Source organism: Oceanicella actignis, assembly GCF_900111545.1.
GTDB classification, from domain to species: Bacteria; Pseudomonadota; Alphaproteobacteria; order Rhodobacterales; family Rhodobacteraceae; genus Oceanicella; species Oceanicella actignis.
In genome coordinates this window covers 207,369-222,329 of sequence record NZ_FOHL01000005.1, presented here as the reverse complement: position 1 = coordinate 222,329, position 14,961 = coordinate 207,369, and the positions used below count along the sequence as shown (strand labels likewise).

At 70.2% G+C, this 14,961-nt stretch carries 15 protein-coding genes and 1 tRNA gene; 6 read left to right on the top strand and 10 right to left on the bottom strand.

The genetic code is table 11. The features are described from left to right. Positions 1–9: 9 nt before the first annotated feature. Positions 10–1,548, bottom strand: coding sequence for a proton-conducting transporter transmembrane domain-containing protein (locus tag BMW67_RS10035; protein ID WP_072747395.1), 1,539 nt, complete (start codon positions 1,546–1,548; stop codon positions 10–12). A 110-nt stretch (positions 1,549–1,658) separates the two neighbouring features. Between BMW67_RS10035 and BMW67_RS10030 the strand changes: the two genes are divergently transcribed. Further along, a complete protein-coding gene (locus BMW67_RS10030) occupies positions 1,659–2,543 on the top strand; it encodes a LysR family transcriptional regulator (RefSeq protein WP_072747394.1) in 885 nt (294 codons plus the stop codon). 471 nt (positions 2,544–3,014) lie between these two features. Here the strand turns inward: BMW67_RS10030 and BMW67_RS10025 are convergent. From BMW67_RS10025 to BMW67_RS10015, 3 genes are all read right to left on the bottom strand, one after another. Next, positions 3,015–3,091: transfer RNA gene (locus BMW67_RS10025), tRNA-Pro, on the bottom strand. A gap of 82 nt (positions 3,092–3,173) precedes the next feature. Continuing rightward, positions 3,174–3,830: a flagellar hook capping FlgD N-terminal domain-containing protein gene (locus BMW67_RS10020; RefSeq protein WP_072747393.1), complete on the bottom strand. Its 657-nt coding sequence runs from the start codon at positions 3,828–3,830 to the stop codon at positions 3,174–3,176. Between the two features lie 18 nt (positions 3,831–3,848). After that, complete coding sequence (locus BMW67_RS10015; RefSeq protein ID WP_125459024.1) at positions 3,849–5,246, bottom strand: flagellar hook-length control protein FliK; 1,398 nt, start codon at positions 5,244–5,246, stop codon at positions 3,849–3,851. Positions 5,247–5,349: 103 nt separating this feature from the next. Between BMW67_RS10015 and BMW67_RS10010 the strand changes: the two genes are divergently transcribed. Further along, on the top strand, positions 5,350–5,637 hold the full coding sequence (locus tag BMW67_RS10010; RefSeq protein ID WP_072747391.1) for a rod-binding protein: 288 nt from the start codon (positions 5,350–5,352) through the stop codon (positions 5,635–5,637). Next, a complete protein-coding gene (locus BMW67_RS10005) occupies positions 5,634–5,987 on the top strand; it encodes a hypothetical protein (RefSeq protein ID WP_072747390.1) in 354 nt (117 codons plus the stop codon). The genes BMW67_RS10010 and BMW67_RS10005 overlap by 4 nt, the downstream gene beginning before the upstream one ends. Before the next feature lie 9 nt (positions 5,988–5,996). On the opposite strand, the gene ligA is transcribed toward BMW67_RS10005, so the two are convergent. The 3 genes from ligA to sciP all read right to left on the bottom strand — a co-directional run bounded on the left by ligA (position 5,997) and on the right by sciP (position 9,364). Next, positions 5,997–8,156, bottom strand: coding sequence for an NAD-dependent DNA ligase LigA (ligA, locus tag BMW67_RS10000; RefSeq protein WP_072747389.1), 2,160 nt, complete (start codon positions 8,154–8,156; stop codon positions 5,997–5,999). A gap of 113 nt (positions 8,157–8,269) precedes the next feature. Further along, positions 8,270–8,980: a response regulator transcription factor CtrA gene (gene ctrA / locus BMW67_RS09995; protein ID WP_072747388.1), complete on the bottom strand. Its 711-nt coding sequence runs from the start codon at positions 8,978–8,980 to the stop codon at positions 8,270–8,272. A 99-nt stretch (positions 8,981–9,079) separates the two neighbouring features. Next, positions 9,080–9,364 (bottom strand): CtrA inhibitor SciP, encoded by a 285-nt coding sequence (sciP, locus tag BMW67_RS09990; RefSeq protein ID WP_072747387.1) that lies wholly within the window; start codon positions 9,362–9,364, stop codon positions 9,080–9,082. Between the two features lie 159 nt (positions 9,365–9,523). Here sciP and mnmA point away from each other — a divergent pair, with 159 nt between their 5' ends. Further along, positions 9,524–10,660: a tRNA 2-thiouridine(34) synthase MnmA gene (gene mnmA, locus BMW67_RS09985; RefSeq protein ID WP_072747386.1), complete on the top strand. Its 1,137-nt coding sequence runs from the start codon at positions 9,524–9,526 to the stop codon at positions 10,658–10,660. 6 nt (positions 10,661–10,666) lie between these two features. On the opposite strand, the gene BMW67_RS09980 is transcribed toward mnmA, so the two are convergent. Then, positions 10,667–10,978 (bottom strand): ETC complex I subunit, encoded by a 312-nt coding sequence (locus BMW67_RS09980; protein ID WP_072747385.1) that lies wholly within the window; start codon positions 10,976–10,978, stop codon positions 10,667–10,669. 351 nt (positions 10,979–11,329) lie between these two features. Here BMW67_RS09980 and uvrB point away from each other — a divergent pair, with 351 nt between their 5' ends. Together uvrB and BMW67_RS09970 are read left to right on the top strand one after the other, a co-directional pair. Further along, positions 11,330–13,492, top strand: coding sequence for an excinuclease ABC subunit UvrB (gene uvrB, locus BMW67_RS09975; RefSeq protein WP_072747384.1), 2,163 nt, complete (start codon positions 11,330–11,332; stop codon positions 13,490–13,492). Positions 13,493–13,559: 67 nt separating this feature from the next. Further along, on the top strand, positions 13,560–13,772 hold the full coding sequence (locus BMW67_RS09970; protein ID WP_072747383.1) for a DUF2905 domain-containing protein: 213 nt from the start codon (positions 13,560–13,562) through the stop codon (positions 13,770–13,772). 206 nt (positions 13,773–13,978) lie between these two features. On the opposite strand, the gene BMW67_RS15730 is transcribed toward BMW67_RS09970, so the two are convergent. Then, complete coding sequence (locus tag BMW67_RS15730; RefSeq protein WP_125827074.1) at positions 13,979–14,272, bottom strand: RSP_7527 family protein; 294 nt, start codon at positions 14,270–14,272, stop codon at positions 13,979–13,981. Positions 14,273–14,381: 109 nt separating this feature from the next. Beyond that, entirely contained in the window at positions 14,382–14,957 is a 576-nt protein-coding gene (locus tag BMW67_RS09965; protein ID WP_072747382.1) for a sarcosine oxidase subunit gamma, read from the bottom strand. Between the last annotated feature and the right edge of the window lie 4 nt (positions 14,958–14,961).

Below are 14,961 nucleotides of genomic sequence, written 5' to 3'. Positions count from 1 at the left end.
GCCGTTTCCTCACTTCGCCTTCATGGTCCGAAAGCCGCCGATCGCCTTGTCGAGCAGCGCGTTCAGGTAAAAGCCGTTGGCGACATGCACCCGCAGGCCCGCGGCGGCCGGATGATGCGCCCAGAGCGGGAACAGCGCCTGCGCCAGCGCCACCAGCCCGAACGAGCCGACCGCCAGCACGATCAGCGCCCATTCCAGCGGCCCTGGATCGGGCGGCGCGGGCAGATGCGCCCCCCACAGCGCCTGCGCGCCCAGCTGGAAGCCGAAATACGCCGCAGCCGCGCCGGCCGAGGCCAGCGCCGTGCGCCAGGTCAGCGCCCGCGGCGCCGCATCGGCCAGACCCTGCGCCACCAGATAGGCCACGCCGAAGACCAGCATCGCGCCAAGCGCCAGCGCCTGCGGCGATTTGGGCCCGGCGATGGCCATGAACAGCCCCGCCATGGCCGCGTAAAGCGCCAGCGACAACGCAAAGGCGCGCGCCACCGCCCCCCAGCCCGGAGCCGCGACGGGACCGGGCTTGCGCGCGGCGCGCACTTCGGCCACGGCCATGCCCGCGGTCAGGAAGGCATGGCTCTTGTAAAGCCCGTGGGCGATGATGTGCAGCAGCGCCAGGGGCCACAGCCCCAGCCCGCATTGCAGCAGCATGAAGCCCATCTGCCCCACCGTCGACCAGGCCAGCGCCGTCTTGACCGCGCTTTGCGCAAGCATGACCACGGCGCCGAACAACGCCGTCAAGCCGCCCATGAAAGCCAGCGCCGCCATCGCCGCGGGGCTGGCCTGCACCAGATCGGCCAGCCGGATCAGCAGAACTCCGCCGGCGTTGACGACGCCCGCATGCAGCAGGGCCGAAACCGGCGTCGGCGCCTCCATCACCTCGGTCAGCCAGCCATGCGCGGGAAAGGCCGCCGTCTTGAGCAGCGCCGCCAGCACCACCAGCGCCGCCGCGACATGATCGGCCGCCCCCGGCCCGGCTTCGCCGATCAGCGCGCGCAACGCCGCCATGTCGCCCACCCCATGCGCGGCCCACAGGATCGCGGCGGCCAGGATCAGCGCCGCGTCGCCCGCATGCCAGACCAGCGCGAACTTGGCCGCCGCGCGGCGCGCCGCCGGCCGCTCGGGATAGAAAAGCAGAAGCTGGCGCAGCAAGAGGCCCGTCGCCGCGAAGGCCGCCGCCAGCAGCGCAAGATGCGCCGCCTGCGCCAGAACCAGCACGGCCGCCAGGGTGGCCAGCATGAGCGCGTGAAACAGCCCCTCGCGCGGCTCGCCATCCATGTAGCGCGCCGCGTAGCGCGTCACGATCCATCCGATGAAGGCGACCAGCGTCGCCATGGTCGCGCCGATCGCGTCGGCGCGCATCGGCCCGCCCCCTTCATCCGCCCCCGCCAGCGCCGCCCCGCCAAGGGCCAGCGCCAACGCCGCAAGACTGGCCGCCTGAGGCAGCCAGCGCGCCGCCGGCGGCCTGCGGCCGGGGCGCGTCATCATCGCCGCGGCGGCGATCGCAAGAACCAACGGGGCCAGCTGCGCGGGAGCGAGCGGGAAAGCCGTCATGACCGAACTCCGTCTGCTGCCAAGAGAAGCGGAGTGGTGATAGCCGCTGGCCCTGTTCGACAAAATTACATATTTTTGCGGAAATCATTCTATCTGATGGAACGTTCGACATGCTGAACCTGCATCACCTGCGCCTGTTCCGCGCGGTCGCGCGCGAGGGCACGCTGACCGGCGCGGCGCGACGGCTGAACCTGTCGCAATCGGCGCTGTCGACGCAGATCCGCACGCTCGAGGCGGCGCTGGGCCAGGAGCTGTTCGAGCGGCGCGGCCGCGGCCTGGTCCTGACCGAGGCCGGGCGCATCGCCCTCGATCACGCCGAGGCGATCTTCCGCACAGCCGAGGACCTGGTGGCCACCTTGCGCGAACGCGGCGCCCCGCGGCAGGCGCTGCGCGTCGGCGCGCTCTCGACGCTGTCGCGCAACTTCCAGATCGCGTTCATCGCGCCCTTCCTGTCGCGCCCAGACGTCGAGGTGGTGCTGCGCTCGGGACCGCAGGCGCAGCTTCTGGCCGCGCTCGAGGCGCTGGCGCTTGACGTGGTGCTGACCAACCGCCCGCCCGCGCAGGACGCCGCCAGCCGCCATATCGTGCACCGCATCGCCGAGCAGCCCGTCAGCCTGATCGGACCGCCCGCCCTGGCGGGGCGCGAGCTGCGCGACCTGCTCGAGAACGAGCCGCTGATCCTGCCCACGGCCGAAGACGCCCTTCGCGCGGGCTTCGACGCGCTGCTCGACGCGCTGTCCATCGCGCCGCGCATCGCCGCCGAAGCCGACGACATGGCGATGCTGCGCCTTCTGGCGCGCTCGGGCGCGGGCCTGGCGGTGATTCCGCCGATCGTGGTGCGGGACGAGCTGGCCTCGGGCCGGCTGGCCGAACTTGCGCGCCTGGACGGGCTGAGCGAGACGTTCCACGCCGTCACCCTGCGGCGGCGCTTCCCAAATCCATTGGTGCGCCAGGCCATTGACGCGGCATTGGCGCGAACGCCCGAGGCAGGCTGATCCGCCCGCCTCACGTCCTGGCGCGGCGGCGGATTTCGACGCCGCGCGCTTCGACCGCCGCCGGACCGGGCGATCCGGGCCGTCGCGTGTGGCAGACGAAATCGCGCCACGGCCCATGGCGAGATGACGCCCTCCGCGCCCCGCAGGCATCCCCGCATCGGGGCCGCCTGCGGCCGGGGCGACGGCAAACCGCTCGAAACCGCCGCGGCGAAGGGGCGTCGATGGTTGGCACGAAAGGATCCCGCGCCGCCCCCGTCCGGCGAACCCGTCCGGGAACCCGCTCGCCGTCGCCGGCGGCTCGAGCGCTTTCGGCCCGCGTCGACGACGCCCCCGGTCCCGACTGCACTTGCCCCCATCCTGGCGCGATGCACGCGCCCGCGGTCACGGCGAAGGCTCTGCGGCGCCCGACGGGACGACAAGCGCCGACGGCGCACTCACGCGGCTTCCTTGATGCAGCTTGAGGGAAGTTGATGGTCGGAGTGAGTGGATTCGAACCACCGGCCCCTGCCTCCCGAAGACAGTGCTCTACCAGGCTGAGCTACACTCCGACCCGCTCGGGGCGGACCCCGGCGATGGGCACGGCTATATATCGAGCAAGGGTCGTTCGCAAGACCCCTGTTCGCGCGGAATTCACGAGGGCGCGCGCACGGCGGCGACCTCGGCCTCGCTCACGGTTCGACCGTTTTCAAGCACCAGAAGCGCCTCGCCGCCCGAAAGCCTCACCTCCTGCACCAGCGCGAACACGCGGCCAGGCTCGGCGCGCTCCAGACCATCCTCTCCGCTGCGCAGCTGTTCGAAACGATACAGGCCCTCGGGCGCCGGCTGACCGTCGATCGTGCCATCCCATATCACCGTCGAAGACGCGGGATCGACGGCCATGCGCGCCACCTCGCGGTCCGATTCGTCATAGACGACCATCTGCGCCGATTGGGCCGGCGCCCCCGCGTCGAAGGCGACCTCGATCGGGGCGCCGTCGAAGCGGGCGAAAGTCGGGGCCTGCACCTCCTTCCCGATCCATTGCACCGCGCCCGAGGCGCTTGCCGCAAGCATGCTCCTGATCGACTCGAGCTGCTCGTTGGTCTTCACCTGCTGCTCGACGCCCGAAAAATTGGCCAGCTGCGCGACGAACTCGGTCGAATCGGTCGGGTTGAGCGGATCCTGGTTCCGCATCTGCGTCGTCAGCAGCTGAAGAAAGGTGTCGAAGTCGGACGCGATCTGTCGTGCGGAGTCGCTGTTGCGGGCGCCCGCCGACGCCGCCGCCGCAGTCGTTGCTGAATTCACTTCCATGTCGCGCGATTCCTTTCGTTACACTCGCATGTCGAGGCCGGTCACGAAGACGCGGCGCAAGGCGGGCGGCTCGGCCGGGTCGGACGCGGCCTCGCTGAAAAACGCGTCATGCCCGCGCGGACGGCCAGGCTGCCCTCCGCCCGACGAGAAGGACAGATCCACCCGCGCATGGCCCAGGCGCGCAAGCTCGGCCGAGAGCTGCTCTGCATGCCTGCGCATAAGGTCAAGGGCCTCGGGCCTGTCTGCCGAAACATGCGCGTTCATGGTCCCGTCGACGGCGCTCATGGTGATCCGAACCCGGCCGAGCTCGGGCGGATCGAGCCGCACCTCGACCGCCCCATCGTCGGATCGCGACACCGCTTCGGTCAGCTGCCGGATGACGTGCCCGGCGGACGCCCGATCCGGACCATGCGCAGGCGGCGCGGCGGCGTGAAACCGCTCGGCGCGCTCGGCCCGCGCAGCGGGCTGCAAGACATCGGGACCGTCGGCCTCCGCCTTCCCCTCGGCTTCGGCCGCATCGCGGTCTGCGATCTCGCGCCCTTGGCGCAACGCCTCGGCGGAGCCGAGAGCCAAGGGCGGCTCCGCCCCCTGCCCGACGGTCGGACGCGCCGGAGGGGCGGTCTGATCGGTCTGTTCCACGGAGATGACCTCCGGCGGCGCGGCAGGCTCTGCCGGTCCGCCGGGCGGCGCGCCAAGGGTCTGCGCCGGATCGGCCGATGTCGGGAATGCATTCGCGAGCGGAGGCGTCGCAGCCTCCCCCCCCTGCCCGGCGCCATTCGAAACCCGCTTCTTCGCCTCACCCTTCTCGGGCGCTTCGGCGCCGATCTTGTCGACGCTGCCGGCACGCTCGGAAGCGGCTGAATCGCCCGCCTCGTCAGGCTTCGCCACGCGAGGGAACGCCAAGTCGGCGGCCGCGAGCGCGGCGGTCTCGGCGCCGTTCTGGTCCGAGCCCGGGCCGTGGGGGGCCGACTGGGGGCTCTCGACAATCGACGTCCGAGGCCCGGACGTCACGACTTCAGGCGCGTGACCGGGCGCGGGCGGCGCATCGTCTCGCTCCGCCGTCGGTTCGCGAGAATCGCGCGACTCGCTTGCCGCGCCGTCCCGAACCGGCGCCGAAGATTGCGGAAGTTCCGCCACCCTTCCAAGCGCATCATCGGGCAGGGACATGGCAAAATCGGGTCGGGGCGCGCCTTCCGGCTCCGCCTCATCCCCCTCTTCGCCGCCGTCCGGCGGCATCGACGCGCCAGCGGCCATCGGCGGCGCCTTGACGGTCGCCGTCGCGATGCTCCTTTCGCCCAGGCCGGCCCGGAACGCGGCGGCGAAGTCCGCTTCGGGCGCGGGCGATTCTCCCCGACGCGGCGAAGGCGCGGCCGCAGGCGCAAGCGACTCGGTCTGCGTGGCGGGGGCGACGATCATCCTGGGCCTCATGGCTGCGATGGGAACTGGCACGATCATCGGCGCGAAGCCTTACCAATCATTTACCGAGTCGCGCGAAGATCGGCGGCGAAAGGAGACGCCCATGCAGATCCAGCCCGGCCGCCTCGCGCCGCCCCCGATGCCGGCGACCGATTCGCGCGACGCCCGCCTGCGCGCGGTCGCCCAGGAGCTTGAAGCGACCTTTCTGGCGCAGATGCTGACCTATGCCGGCCTTGGAAAACCGCTCGAAACCATGGGGGGCGGCGCCGGCGAAGAGGCCTTCTCAAGCCTCCTGACGCAGGAACAAGCCCGCCTTCTGGCCAGACGGGGCGGCATAGGTCTGGCCGAGAGCCTGTTCGAATCGCTCAAGAGAAAGGAAGCCGCGCGATGAGCATGACCCCTTCCGGCGCCGCCCGCAGGCTGACCGAGCTGTTCCGCCAGGAGCGCGAGGCCCTGTTGGCGGGCGATCTGGCCGCTTTCGCCGCGTTGCAGGCGCAAAAGACGCCGCTCGCTCAGGCGCTCGAGAACGGCGCGCCGCCCGATGCAGCAAGCCTTGGCGCGTTGCGCGACGCGGCCGCGCGCAGTCTCGCCACGTTGGAGGCGTATCGCGAAGGGATCCGCCAGGCGCGCGCCTGGCTGGACAAGGCGCGCGCCGCGCGCCGCGAGCTTGGCGCATACACCGCGGCGGGCGACAAGGTGGCGCTGAACGAACAAGGCAGCATCAGGGACTCGCGCGCGTGAGGTCGCGCCTCAGCCCCCGATCATCTCGAGCCATTCGTCCTCGGACAGTATCCGCACGCCCAGCTCCTGAGCCTTGCGCAGCTTCGAGCCGGCGTCCTCGCCGGCGACCACGAAATCGGTCCGCGACGAGACCGAGCCCGAGACCTTCGCGCCGAGCGCCTCGGCGCGCGCCTTCGCCTCTGCGCGGGTCATGCGAGCAAGCGTGCCGGTGAACACCACGGTCTTGCCCGCCACCGGACTCGCCGCCGCGGGCGCCTCGACGTCCAGGATCTCGACCTCGGCCAAGAGGCGCTGCAAGGCCGCAAGGTTGTGCTCTTCGGCGAAGAATTCGGCCACGGATCGCGCAACGACTGGTCCGATGCCGTCGATGGCCAGCAGCTGCTCCCATGCCGGGCCCTCCATGGCGGCGGCGGCGCGCATCGCCTGCTCGAATGCGCGCCAGGACCCGTAAAAGCGCGCCAGGGTCCGCGCCGTCACCTCTCCGACATGCCGGATGCCCAGCGCGTAGATGAAGCGGTCCAGCGGAATGCGGCGGCGCTCGTCGATCGCGTCGAAAAGCTTCCGGGCCGATCTTTCGCCCCAGCCGGGCCTGTTGGCGAGCTGCTGCGGCTGACCGGGCCCGTAGCGCCGCCGCAGCGCGAAGATGTCGGCGGGCTCGCGGATCCACCCCGCCTCGTGCAGCGCCTCGATCTGCTTGGCGCCGAGCCCCTCGATGTCGAACGCCTCGCGCGAGACGAAATGCTTCAGCCTTTCGACCCGCTGCGCCGGACAGACCAGCCCCCCCGTGCACCGGCGCACGGCCTCGCCCGGCTCGCGCACGGCGGCCGAGCCGCATTCGGGGCACACGGTCGGAAAGACGAAGGGGCGCGCATCGGGCGGCCTTTTGGACAAGTCCACATCGAGGATCTGGGGAATCACGTCGCCCGCCCGGTAGACGACCACCGTGTCGCCAACGCGCAGATCCTTGCCGCCGCGGATCGGGCGCCCGTCGGCCCCCACGCCGCGAATGTAATCCTCGTTGTGAAGCGTCGCGCTCGACACCACGACGCCGCCCACCGTCACCGGCCGAAGCCGCGCGACGGGCGCCAGCGCGCCGGTCCGTCCGACCTGGATCTCGATCGCCTCGAGGATCGTCGTCGCGGTCTGCGCGGGAAACTTGTGCGCAATGGCCCAGCGGGGGGCGTTGGCCCGCGCGCCGAGGCGGGCCTGCAGATCGAGACGGTCGACCTTGTGAACGACGCCGTCGATGTCATAGCCCAGCAATGCGCGCTGCGACTCGATCAACCGGTAATGGGCGAGCATTTCCTCGACATCGTTCAGGCGGCGCATCAACGGATTGACGGGAAAACCCATGGCCGCCAGACGCTGCATCGAATCGAACTGGGTCTGCGCAAGCGGTTCGGACAGCTCGCCCCACCCGTAGGCGAAGAACCTGAGGGGACGCTGCGCGGTCACCCTCGCGTCGAGCTGGCGCAATGATCCGGCCGCCGCATTGCGCGGATTGGCGAAAGGCTTGAGCCCGGCCTGCTGCTGGCGGCGGTTGAGTTCGGCGAAGTCTTCGTGGCGCATGTAGACCTCGCCGCGCACTTCAAGCCTGGCGGGCGCGTCGGAAAGCCTTTTCGGAAGGTCGCCGATCGTGCGCGCGTTGGCGGTGACGTCCTCGCCGGTTTCGCCGTCGCCGCGCGTTGCGGCCCGGGTCATCACGCCATTCTCGTAGAGAATGGACAGCGAAAGGCCGTCGATCTTGGGTTCGGAGGTGAAATCGAGCGGCTCTTCCTCGGTCATGCCGAGAAAGCGGCGCACGCCGGCGACGAAGCGCCGCAGATCCTCGTCGTCGAACGCGTTCGCGAGCGAGAGCATGGGGATCGCATGCCGGACCTTGGCGAAGCCCTCGGCCGGCGGCGCGCCGACGCGCAGCGACGGGCTGTCGGGGCGCACGAGATCGGGAAAGCGCGCCTCGATCGCGCGGTTGCGCGCCTTGAGCGCGTCATATTCGGCGTCGGTGATCTCTGGCTCGGCGCGCTGGTAATAGGCGATGTCGTGGCGCGCGATCAGCTTCGCGAGCCTCTCGAGCTCGCGCGCGGCGGAGTCGCGGTCGAGCGCCTCGACCGGCACGCCGGACAGGTCGTCGCCGGCGTTGGGCGCCGCGCGCGGATCGTCTTCGTGCATGAGCGTGCTCCCGTTCGAACGGGAGCTGTTTGCGCGCTTGCCGCAAGGCCGTCAAGCGCCGACCCGAGGAGCCGGAGCGGCCGGCGTTCTGCCAGGCCCTGCGCCGGTCCGGGTCAGGCGCGCATCGCCATCTTCGGCTCTTCGGCCGGAGCGGGATCGCGCAGCACGTAGCCCCTGCCCCACACGGTGTCGATGTAGTTCTCGCCCCCGGTGGCGGCCGACAGCTTCTTGCGCAGCTTGCAGATGAACACGTCGATGATCTTGAGCTCGGGCTCGTCCATGCCGCCGTAAAGATGGTTGAGGAACATCTCCTTGGTCAGGGTGGTGCCCTTGCGCAGGCTCAGCAGCTCGAGCATCTGATACTCCTTGCCCGTCAGATGCACGGGCTGGCCGTCCACCTCGACCGTCTTGGCGTCCAGATTCACCCGCAGCTTGCCCGTCTCGATCACCGACTGCGCGTGCCCTTTCGAGCGGCGCACGATGGCGTGGATGCGCGCGATCAGCTCCTCGCGGTTGAAGGGCTTGGTCAGATAGTCGTCCGCGCCGAATCCGAAGCCCTTGATCTTGTTCTCGGTCTCATCAAGGCCCGAGAGGATCAGGATCGGCGTGTCCACCTTGGCCAGCCGCAGCTTGCGCAGGACCTCATACCCGCTCATGTCCGGCAGGTTGAGGTCCAGCAGGATCAGGTCGTAGTCGTAGAGTTTGGCGAGGTCGATCCCCTCCTCGCCCAGATCGGTCGAGTAGACGTTGAGGTTGGCGTTCCTCAGCATCAACTCGATGCTCTGGGCCATGGAGTGATCGTCCTCGATAAGCAGAACTCGCATGTCAGGCTCCTCGGCAAATTCTCGAATCTCCGGCGATCCCAGAATCTGCAAGAATGGTGAACGAACCGTTACCACCTTAACGCGAGTTAAGCCTTCAACTCAACCTCTAGGCGACCTGTATCTTTGCAACGCCGTCGTGCGCAGCGCATTGATGCCGTGACGGGCGACGGCGGTGCGCCAGCTGTCCAGCTCCTCCTCCGACAGATCATACATGCGGCAGGCATCCTCCTCGGACAGCAGCCCGCCATTGACCGCGGCCACCACCGCCGCCTTGCGCCGCGCCACCCAGCGCCGCGTGTCGGGGGGCGGCAGGTCGTCTTTGGTCAAAGGACGGCCGTCCGGCCCGATCACGCTGATCGGGCGTTCATTGCGTTCGGAATGCATGACGCTCCCTCACTCTGTTTCACTCACCCGAGAACGACGCTAGAAGCGGCTGCTTAAGAGGCGGTGAAACCTGCAAATGCGGGATTTTCGAATTTTAGCCGACTTGCCGCGCCGGGCGGCCCGGCCCTATATGCCCCCCAACCAGCGACAGGAGCGGCCATGACCGACGCGCGCATCAACAGCCTGGGAATCGCCAAGCCGCCCGCGCAGACGCGCGTGGTGGTCGCCATGTCCGGCGGGGTCGACAGCTCGGTCGTCGCCGCCATGCTGGCGCGCGAGGGCTATGACGTGGTCGGCGTGACGCTGCAGCTCTACGACCATGGCGCCGCGCTGGCGCGCAAGGGCGCCTGCTGCGCCGGGCGCGACATTCACGACGCGCGCCGCGTGGCCGAGACCATGGGCTTTCCGCACTACGTCCTGGACTATGAGAATCGCTTTCGCGAGGCGGTGATGGACGAATTCGCCGACAGCTATCTCGCCGGCGCAACACCCATCCCCTGCGTGCGCTGCAACGAGCGCGTCAAGTTCCGCGACCTGCTGGACACCGCCAGGGAGCTGGGCGCCGACTGCATGGCCACCGGCCACTACATCCGCCGCCAGGACGGCCCCAGCGGCCCCGAGCTGCACCGCGCGGCCGACCCGCGCCGCGATCAGAGCTATTTCCTGTTCGCCACCACGCGCGAGCAGCTGGCCTGGCTGCGCTTTCCCCTCGGCGGGCTGACCTCGAAGGCGCAGACGCGCGCGCTGGCGGCCGAGTTCGGGCTGACCGTGGCCGACAAGCCCGACAGCCAGGACATCTGCTTCGTTCCCAACGGCCGCTACGCCGAGGTGATCGAGAAGCTGCGCCCGGGCGCCGCCGAGCCGGGCGAGATCGTGCATCTGGACGGGCGCGTTCTGGGCCGGCACGAGGGGCTGATCCGCTACACCGTCGGCCAGCGCCGCGGCCTTGGCGTGGCGACGGGCGAGCCGCTGCATGTCATCCGCCTCGAGCCCGAGACGCGCCGCGTCGTCGTCGGCCCGCGCGAGGCGCTGGCCACGCGCATCGTGCCGGTGGCCGAGATCAACTGGCTGGGCGATGCGCCGCTCGAGGCCGCGCCCGAGGAAGGGTGGGAGATCCTGGCGCGCGTGCGCTCGACGCGCGAGCCCGCCCCCGCCCGCCTGCGCCCCCTCGGCCCGGACCGGGCCGAGGTCGAGCTGCTGTCGCCCGAAGAGGGCGTCGCGCCGGGGCAGGCCTGCGTCTTCTACGCGCCCGAAGGCTCTCGCGTGCTGGGCGGAGGCTGGATCCGGCGCGGCTGAGGGGCGTCAGTGCGTCCAGGGCATGCGGCGGTCATGGGCGAAGTTCGACCCGTAGCCGCGCGGGCGGATGTTGGGGCGGCGGGGCTTCGGGGTCTCGACCTGATACTCGAGCCCGTGCCGCTCGGCGTATTCCACCGCGGCCTCGCGGGTGTCGAAGGTCAGGCGCACCTGCCCCAGCGTGTCGCCCGATCCGGTCCAGCCCATCAGCGGGTCGGGCCGCTTGGGTTCGGACGGCGCGAACTCCAGCACCCACTTGCGGGTGTTGGCCACGCCGGACTGCATGGCGTTGCGTGCGGGACGGTAGATTCGCGCGATCATGGCGTTGCTCCGATCAGCTTGCGGACGCGCGCCTTATGCCACCGGGGGCCATGGCTGGGCAAGGCGCGAGGCCTGCCCCGAGGACGGGAGCCGGATGACGGGAAAAGGTTGATCGCCGACCGAACGCTTGGGAGCGAGGGGTGGGGTGGGTGATGCCGCGTCCGGCCGGCGATCCTTCCTGCGATCCAAGCCTAGGCTGAAACCCACTTTGTGGAGTTCGACCGCAGGAAATTCATGTACGGGTTCTTCATCCCCAGTTACGCCCCATTCGAGGGCTGCCAGCGCCGCCGAGGTTGATTAACCCTGCGACAAGGCCAACATCGGGGAAAATGGTTGATGGAGCGTAAACGCATGCCGGAAATTTCGCCCTTGAAGGCCAGTTCCGCTAAAAATCGCGAAAAGCTCGAGGGCGGCGTCCGGCTGGTCATGGAGACCGAGTTCTCGCCCGCCGGAGACCAGCCCGCCGCCATCGCCGAACTGGTCGAGGGCATCGAGCGCGGCGAGCGCGACCAGGTTCTTCTGGGCGCGACGGGCACGGGCAAGACCTTCACCATGGCCAAGGTCATCGAGGCCACGCAGCGCCCGGCCATCATCCTGGCGCCCAACAAGACCCTGGCCGCGCAACTTTACGGCGAATTCAGGAAGTTCTTTCCGAACAATGCCGTAGAGTATTTCGTATCCTATTACGACTACTACCAGCCCGAGGCCTACGTGCCCCGCACGGACACCTTCATCGAGAAGGAATCGCAGATCAACGAGCAGATCGACCGCATGCGCCACTCGGCCACGCGCGCCCTGCTCGAGCGCGACGACGTCATCATCGTCGCTTCGGTCAGCTGCATCTACGGCATCGGCGCGGTCGAGACCTACGGCGCCATGACCCAGGATCTCGAGGTCGGCGGCGCCTATGACATGCGCGCCGTCATGCGCGAGCTGACCGCCCAGCAATACAAGCGCAACGACGCCGCCTTCCAGCGCGGCGCCTTTCGCGTGCGCGGCGATTCGCTCGAGCTGTGGCCCGCGCATCTCGAGGACCGCGCGTGGCGCTTCTCGTTCTTCGGCGAAGAGCTCGAATCGATCCAGGAGTTCGACCCCCTGACGGGGCAGCGCACGGGCCAGCTGCAAAAGGTGCGAATCTACGCCAACTCGCACTACGTCACGCCGCGCCCGACCATGCAGCAGGCGATCAAGGGCATTCGCGAAGAGCTGCGCCGGCGCCTCGACCAGTTCGTCGCCGAGGGCAAGCTGCTCGAGGCGCAGCGGCTCGAGCAGCGCACGAATTTCGACCTCGAGATGCTCGAGGCCACGGGCGTGTGCCCCGGCATCGAGAACTACTCGCGCTACCTGACCGGCCGCGCCCCCGGCGAGCCGCCGCCGACCCTGTTCGAATACATCCCCGACAACGCCATCGTCTTCGCCGACGAAAGCCATGTCACGATCCCGCAGCTGGGCGCGATGTACAAGGGCGACTACCGGCGCAAGGCGACGCTGGCCGAGCACGGCTTCCGCCTGCCCTCGTGCATGGACAACCGCCCGCTCAAGTTCGAGGAGTGGGACGCCATGCGCCCGCAATCGGTGTTCGTGTCCGCCACCCCCGGCCCGTGGGAGCTGGCGCGCACGGGCGGCGTCTTCGTCGAACAGGTGATCCGCCCCACCGGCCTCGTCGATCCGCGCATCGAGGTGCGCCCCGCCGAGACCCAGGTCGACGATCTGCTGGACGAAGCGCGCGCCGTGATCGCCAGGGGCGGGCGCGTGCTGTGCACCACGCTGACCAAGCGCATGGCCGAGGACCTGACCGAATACCTGCACGAGCAGGGCGTGCGCGTGCGCTACATGCACTCGGACATCGACACCATCGAGCGCATCGAGATCATCCGCGACCTGCGCCTGGGGGCGTTCGACGTGCTGGTCGGCATCAACCTTCTGCGCGAGGGGCTGGACATTCCCGAGGTGGCGCTGGTCGCCATCCTCGACGCCGACAAGGAGGGCTTCCTGCGCTCGGAAACCTCGCTGATCCAGACCATCGGCCGCGCCGCGCGCAACGTCGAGGGCCGGGTCATCATGTATGCCGACCGCGTCACCGGCTCGATGGAGCGCGCCATCGCCGAGACCGACCGCCGCCGCGCCAAGCAGATCGCCTACAACGAGGCGCATGGCATCACCCCGGCCACCATCCGCAAGAACGTCGACGACGTGCTCGAAGGCCTGTGGGAGGGCGATGCCGACATGGCCCGCGTGACCGCGACGGTGGACGCGCCGCGCCCGGGCGCGAATCTGGCCGCGCACATCGCCGAGCTGCGCAAGCAGATGATGCAGGCGGCCGAGAATCTGGAGTTCGAAGAGGCCGCCCGCCTGCGCGACGAGATCAAGCGCCTCGAGGCGGTCGAGCTGGCGGTCGGCGCCGATCCGATGATTCGCCCCGCAGAGCTGGCCGCCGCCGCGCCGGCGCGCGGACGCTCGACCGCGGGCCGCCCCGGAGAACGGCCGCGCAAGGGGCGCAAGCCGCGCCGCTGAGCTCGCGGCCGCCCTTGCGCCGCGGCGGGGGCTGGCGCGGCGCGCGCCCCTCTGGCATCATCACGCCATGTCGCGCCTGCTGATCGCCATCGGGGTTCTGCTGATCGTGCTGGGGCTGCTCTGGCCCCTGTTCGCACGCATGGGGCTTGGCCGCCTGCCGGGCGACATCGTGATCGAGCGCGAGAATCTGCGCATCCATTTCCCCATCGTCACGGCGCTGGTGATCTCGGTCGCGGCGACGGTGGCGTTGAACCTGATTCTCTGGTTCCTGAACCGCTGACGCGCCCTGGCGCGCCGCCAACACAGGAAACCCCCGTTCGGCGGGAGGAACCGAACGGGGGCTCTGCGAGGCCCGGCCCGCGAGGGAGGGCGGCCGGGCGTCTGGCCGGCATCCGGACCGGCGCCTGCGCGGGCCAGGGAGGAAACCCGCGCAATGGCCGGGGCTGCGCTTGCGGGACCGGGAGGAGGAAGCCCCGCGCGCGGCCGTCAGGCGGTCCGGCGGCCGGCTTTGGCGTGCGTCAGGGCGGCGACGCCCCAGACGACGGCGTTGGCGACGCCGCGCCAGGCGGCGGCGAACATCTTGCGGATCGCGGCGGCGCGCTCGGCTTCGGCGCGGCGCAGGATCGCGTTCATCTCATCGTTGCTCATGCGCAAGGCGTTCATCTTTCGGCTCCTTTGCCCGAACGCGGGTGCAGCCCCGTTCGCTTGAGCCGGGATATAGGCGCGCCCCGCGCGTTGTGCACCGCACAAAAAGGAAAGGCCGGCTTGCGCGCCGCGCATGGCGCGCAAGCCGGCCCCAGCCCGCCATCGTCCCCGCAGCGCGCGCCGCGCCCGGCCGCCGCGGCCGCTTTGCCCGCGAGCCGACGCGGCGCAGCGCCTGGCGCGGCGCTCAGAGCGCCCGCGGCAGCGAGTCCTCGCGCGCGGCGACGCACAGCGCGTCGAAGGCGTATTGCGCCACCGAGCGGAAGCAGATCAGCCCGAAGGTTTCGGGCTCGGCGTCCTCCTGCCAGAAGGCCACCGCCAGCTGGCCCATGCGCGTGCGCCGCAGATCGCCCGGCCCGAAGGCCTGCCGCGACAGATCGACCGGCGCGCCCTTGGCCAGCACCTCGCGCGCGCCGGCCCCGATGATGCGGAACATCGCCCGCGCGTCCGACACGTTGACCGCGAGGTGATGAAGGCCGTCGAGCGCGCGCGCCGCCTCGGCCGCGGCGGCGTCGGCCTCGGCCCAGGGCAGCAGGACCAGAAGCTCGTCCGGCGACATCCACAACAGCGCCCGCTCGCCCTTGCGCGAGATGCGCCGCCGCTCGGGAAAGGGCGCGCCGCCGGCCGCGGCCTCGGCGGCGGCGCGAAAGCGCGCGTCCTCGAAATCGCCGCGCAGGGTCAGCATGCCCTGCAGGCCGGCCTCCTCGATCCGCACGGCCCCGTCGCGCGCGGCCCCGTTCAGGGCGCTGCGCGCCTTCGTCATCGCA

Excerpts from the sequence above, each read along its gene's own strand:
- BMW67_RS10035 (WP_072747395.1), bottom strand. The coding sequence starts at position 1,548 with ATGACGGCTTTCCCGCTCGCTCCCGCGCAGCTGGCCCCGTTGGTTCTT.
- BMW67_RS10030 (WP_072747394.1), top strand. The coding sequence starts at position 1,659 with ATGCTGAACCTGCATCACCTGCGCCTGTTCCGCGCGGTCGCGCGCGAG.
- BMW67_RS10020 (WP_072747393.1), bottom strand. The coding sequence starts at position 3,830 with ATGGAAGTGAATTCAGCAACGACTGCGGCGGCGGCGTCGGCGGGCGCC.
- BMW67_RS10015 (WP_125459024.1), bottom strand. The coding sequence starts at position 5,246 with ATGATCGTCGCCCCCGCCACGCAGACCGAGTCGCTTGCGCCTGCGGCC.
- BMW67_RS10010 (WP_072747391.1), top strand. The coding sequence starts at position 5,350 with ATGCAGATCCAGCCCGGCCGCCTCGCGCCGCCCCCGATGCCGGCGACC.
- BMW67_RS10005 (WP_072747390.1), top strand. The coding sequence starts at position 5,634 with ATGAGCATGACCCCTTCCGGCGCCGCCCGCAGGCTGACCGAGCTGTTC.
- ligA (WP_072747389.1), bottom strand. The coding sequence starts at position 8,156 with ATGCACGAAGACGATCCGCGCGCGGCGCCCAACGCCGGCGACGACCTG.
- ctrA (WP_072747388.1), bottom strand. The coding sequence starts at position 8,980 with ATGCGAGTTCTGCTTATCGAGGACGATCACTCCATGGCCCAGAGCATC.
- sciP (WP_072747387.1), bottom strand. The coding sequence starts at position 9,364 with ATGCATTCCGAACGCAATGAACGCCCGATCAGCGTGATCGGGCCGGAC.
- mnmA (WP_072747386.1), top strand. The coding sequence starts at position 9,524 with ATGACCGACGCGCGCATCAACAGCCTGGGAATCGCCAAGCCGCCCGCG.
- BMW67_RS09980 (WP_072747385.1), bottom strand. The coding sequence starts at position 10,978 with ATGATCGCGCGAATCTACCGTCCCGCACGCAACGCCATGCAGTCCGGC.
- uvrB (WP_072747384.1), top strand. The coding sequence starts at position 11,330 with ATGCCGGAAATTTCGCCCTTGAAGGCCAGTTCCGCTAAAAATCGCGAA.
- BMW67_RS09970 (WP_072747383.1), top strand. The coding sequence starts at position 13,560 with ATGTCGCGCCTGCTGATCGCCATCGGGGTTCTGCTGATCGTGCTGGGG.
- BMW67_RS15730 (WP_125827074.1), bottom strand. The coding sequence starts at position 14,272 with ATGCGCGGCGCGCAAGCCGGCCTTTCCTTTTTGTGCGGTGCACAACGC.
- BMW67_RS09965 (WP_072747382.1), bottom strand. The coding sequence starts at position 14,957 with ATGACGAAGGCGCGCAGCGCCCTGAACGGGGCCGCGCGCGACGGGGCC.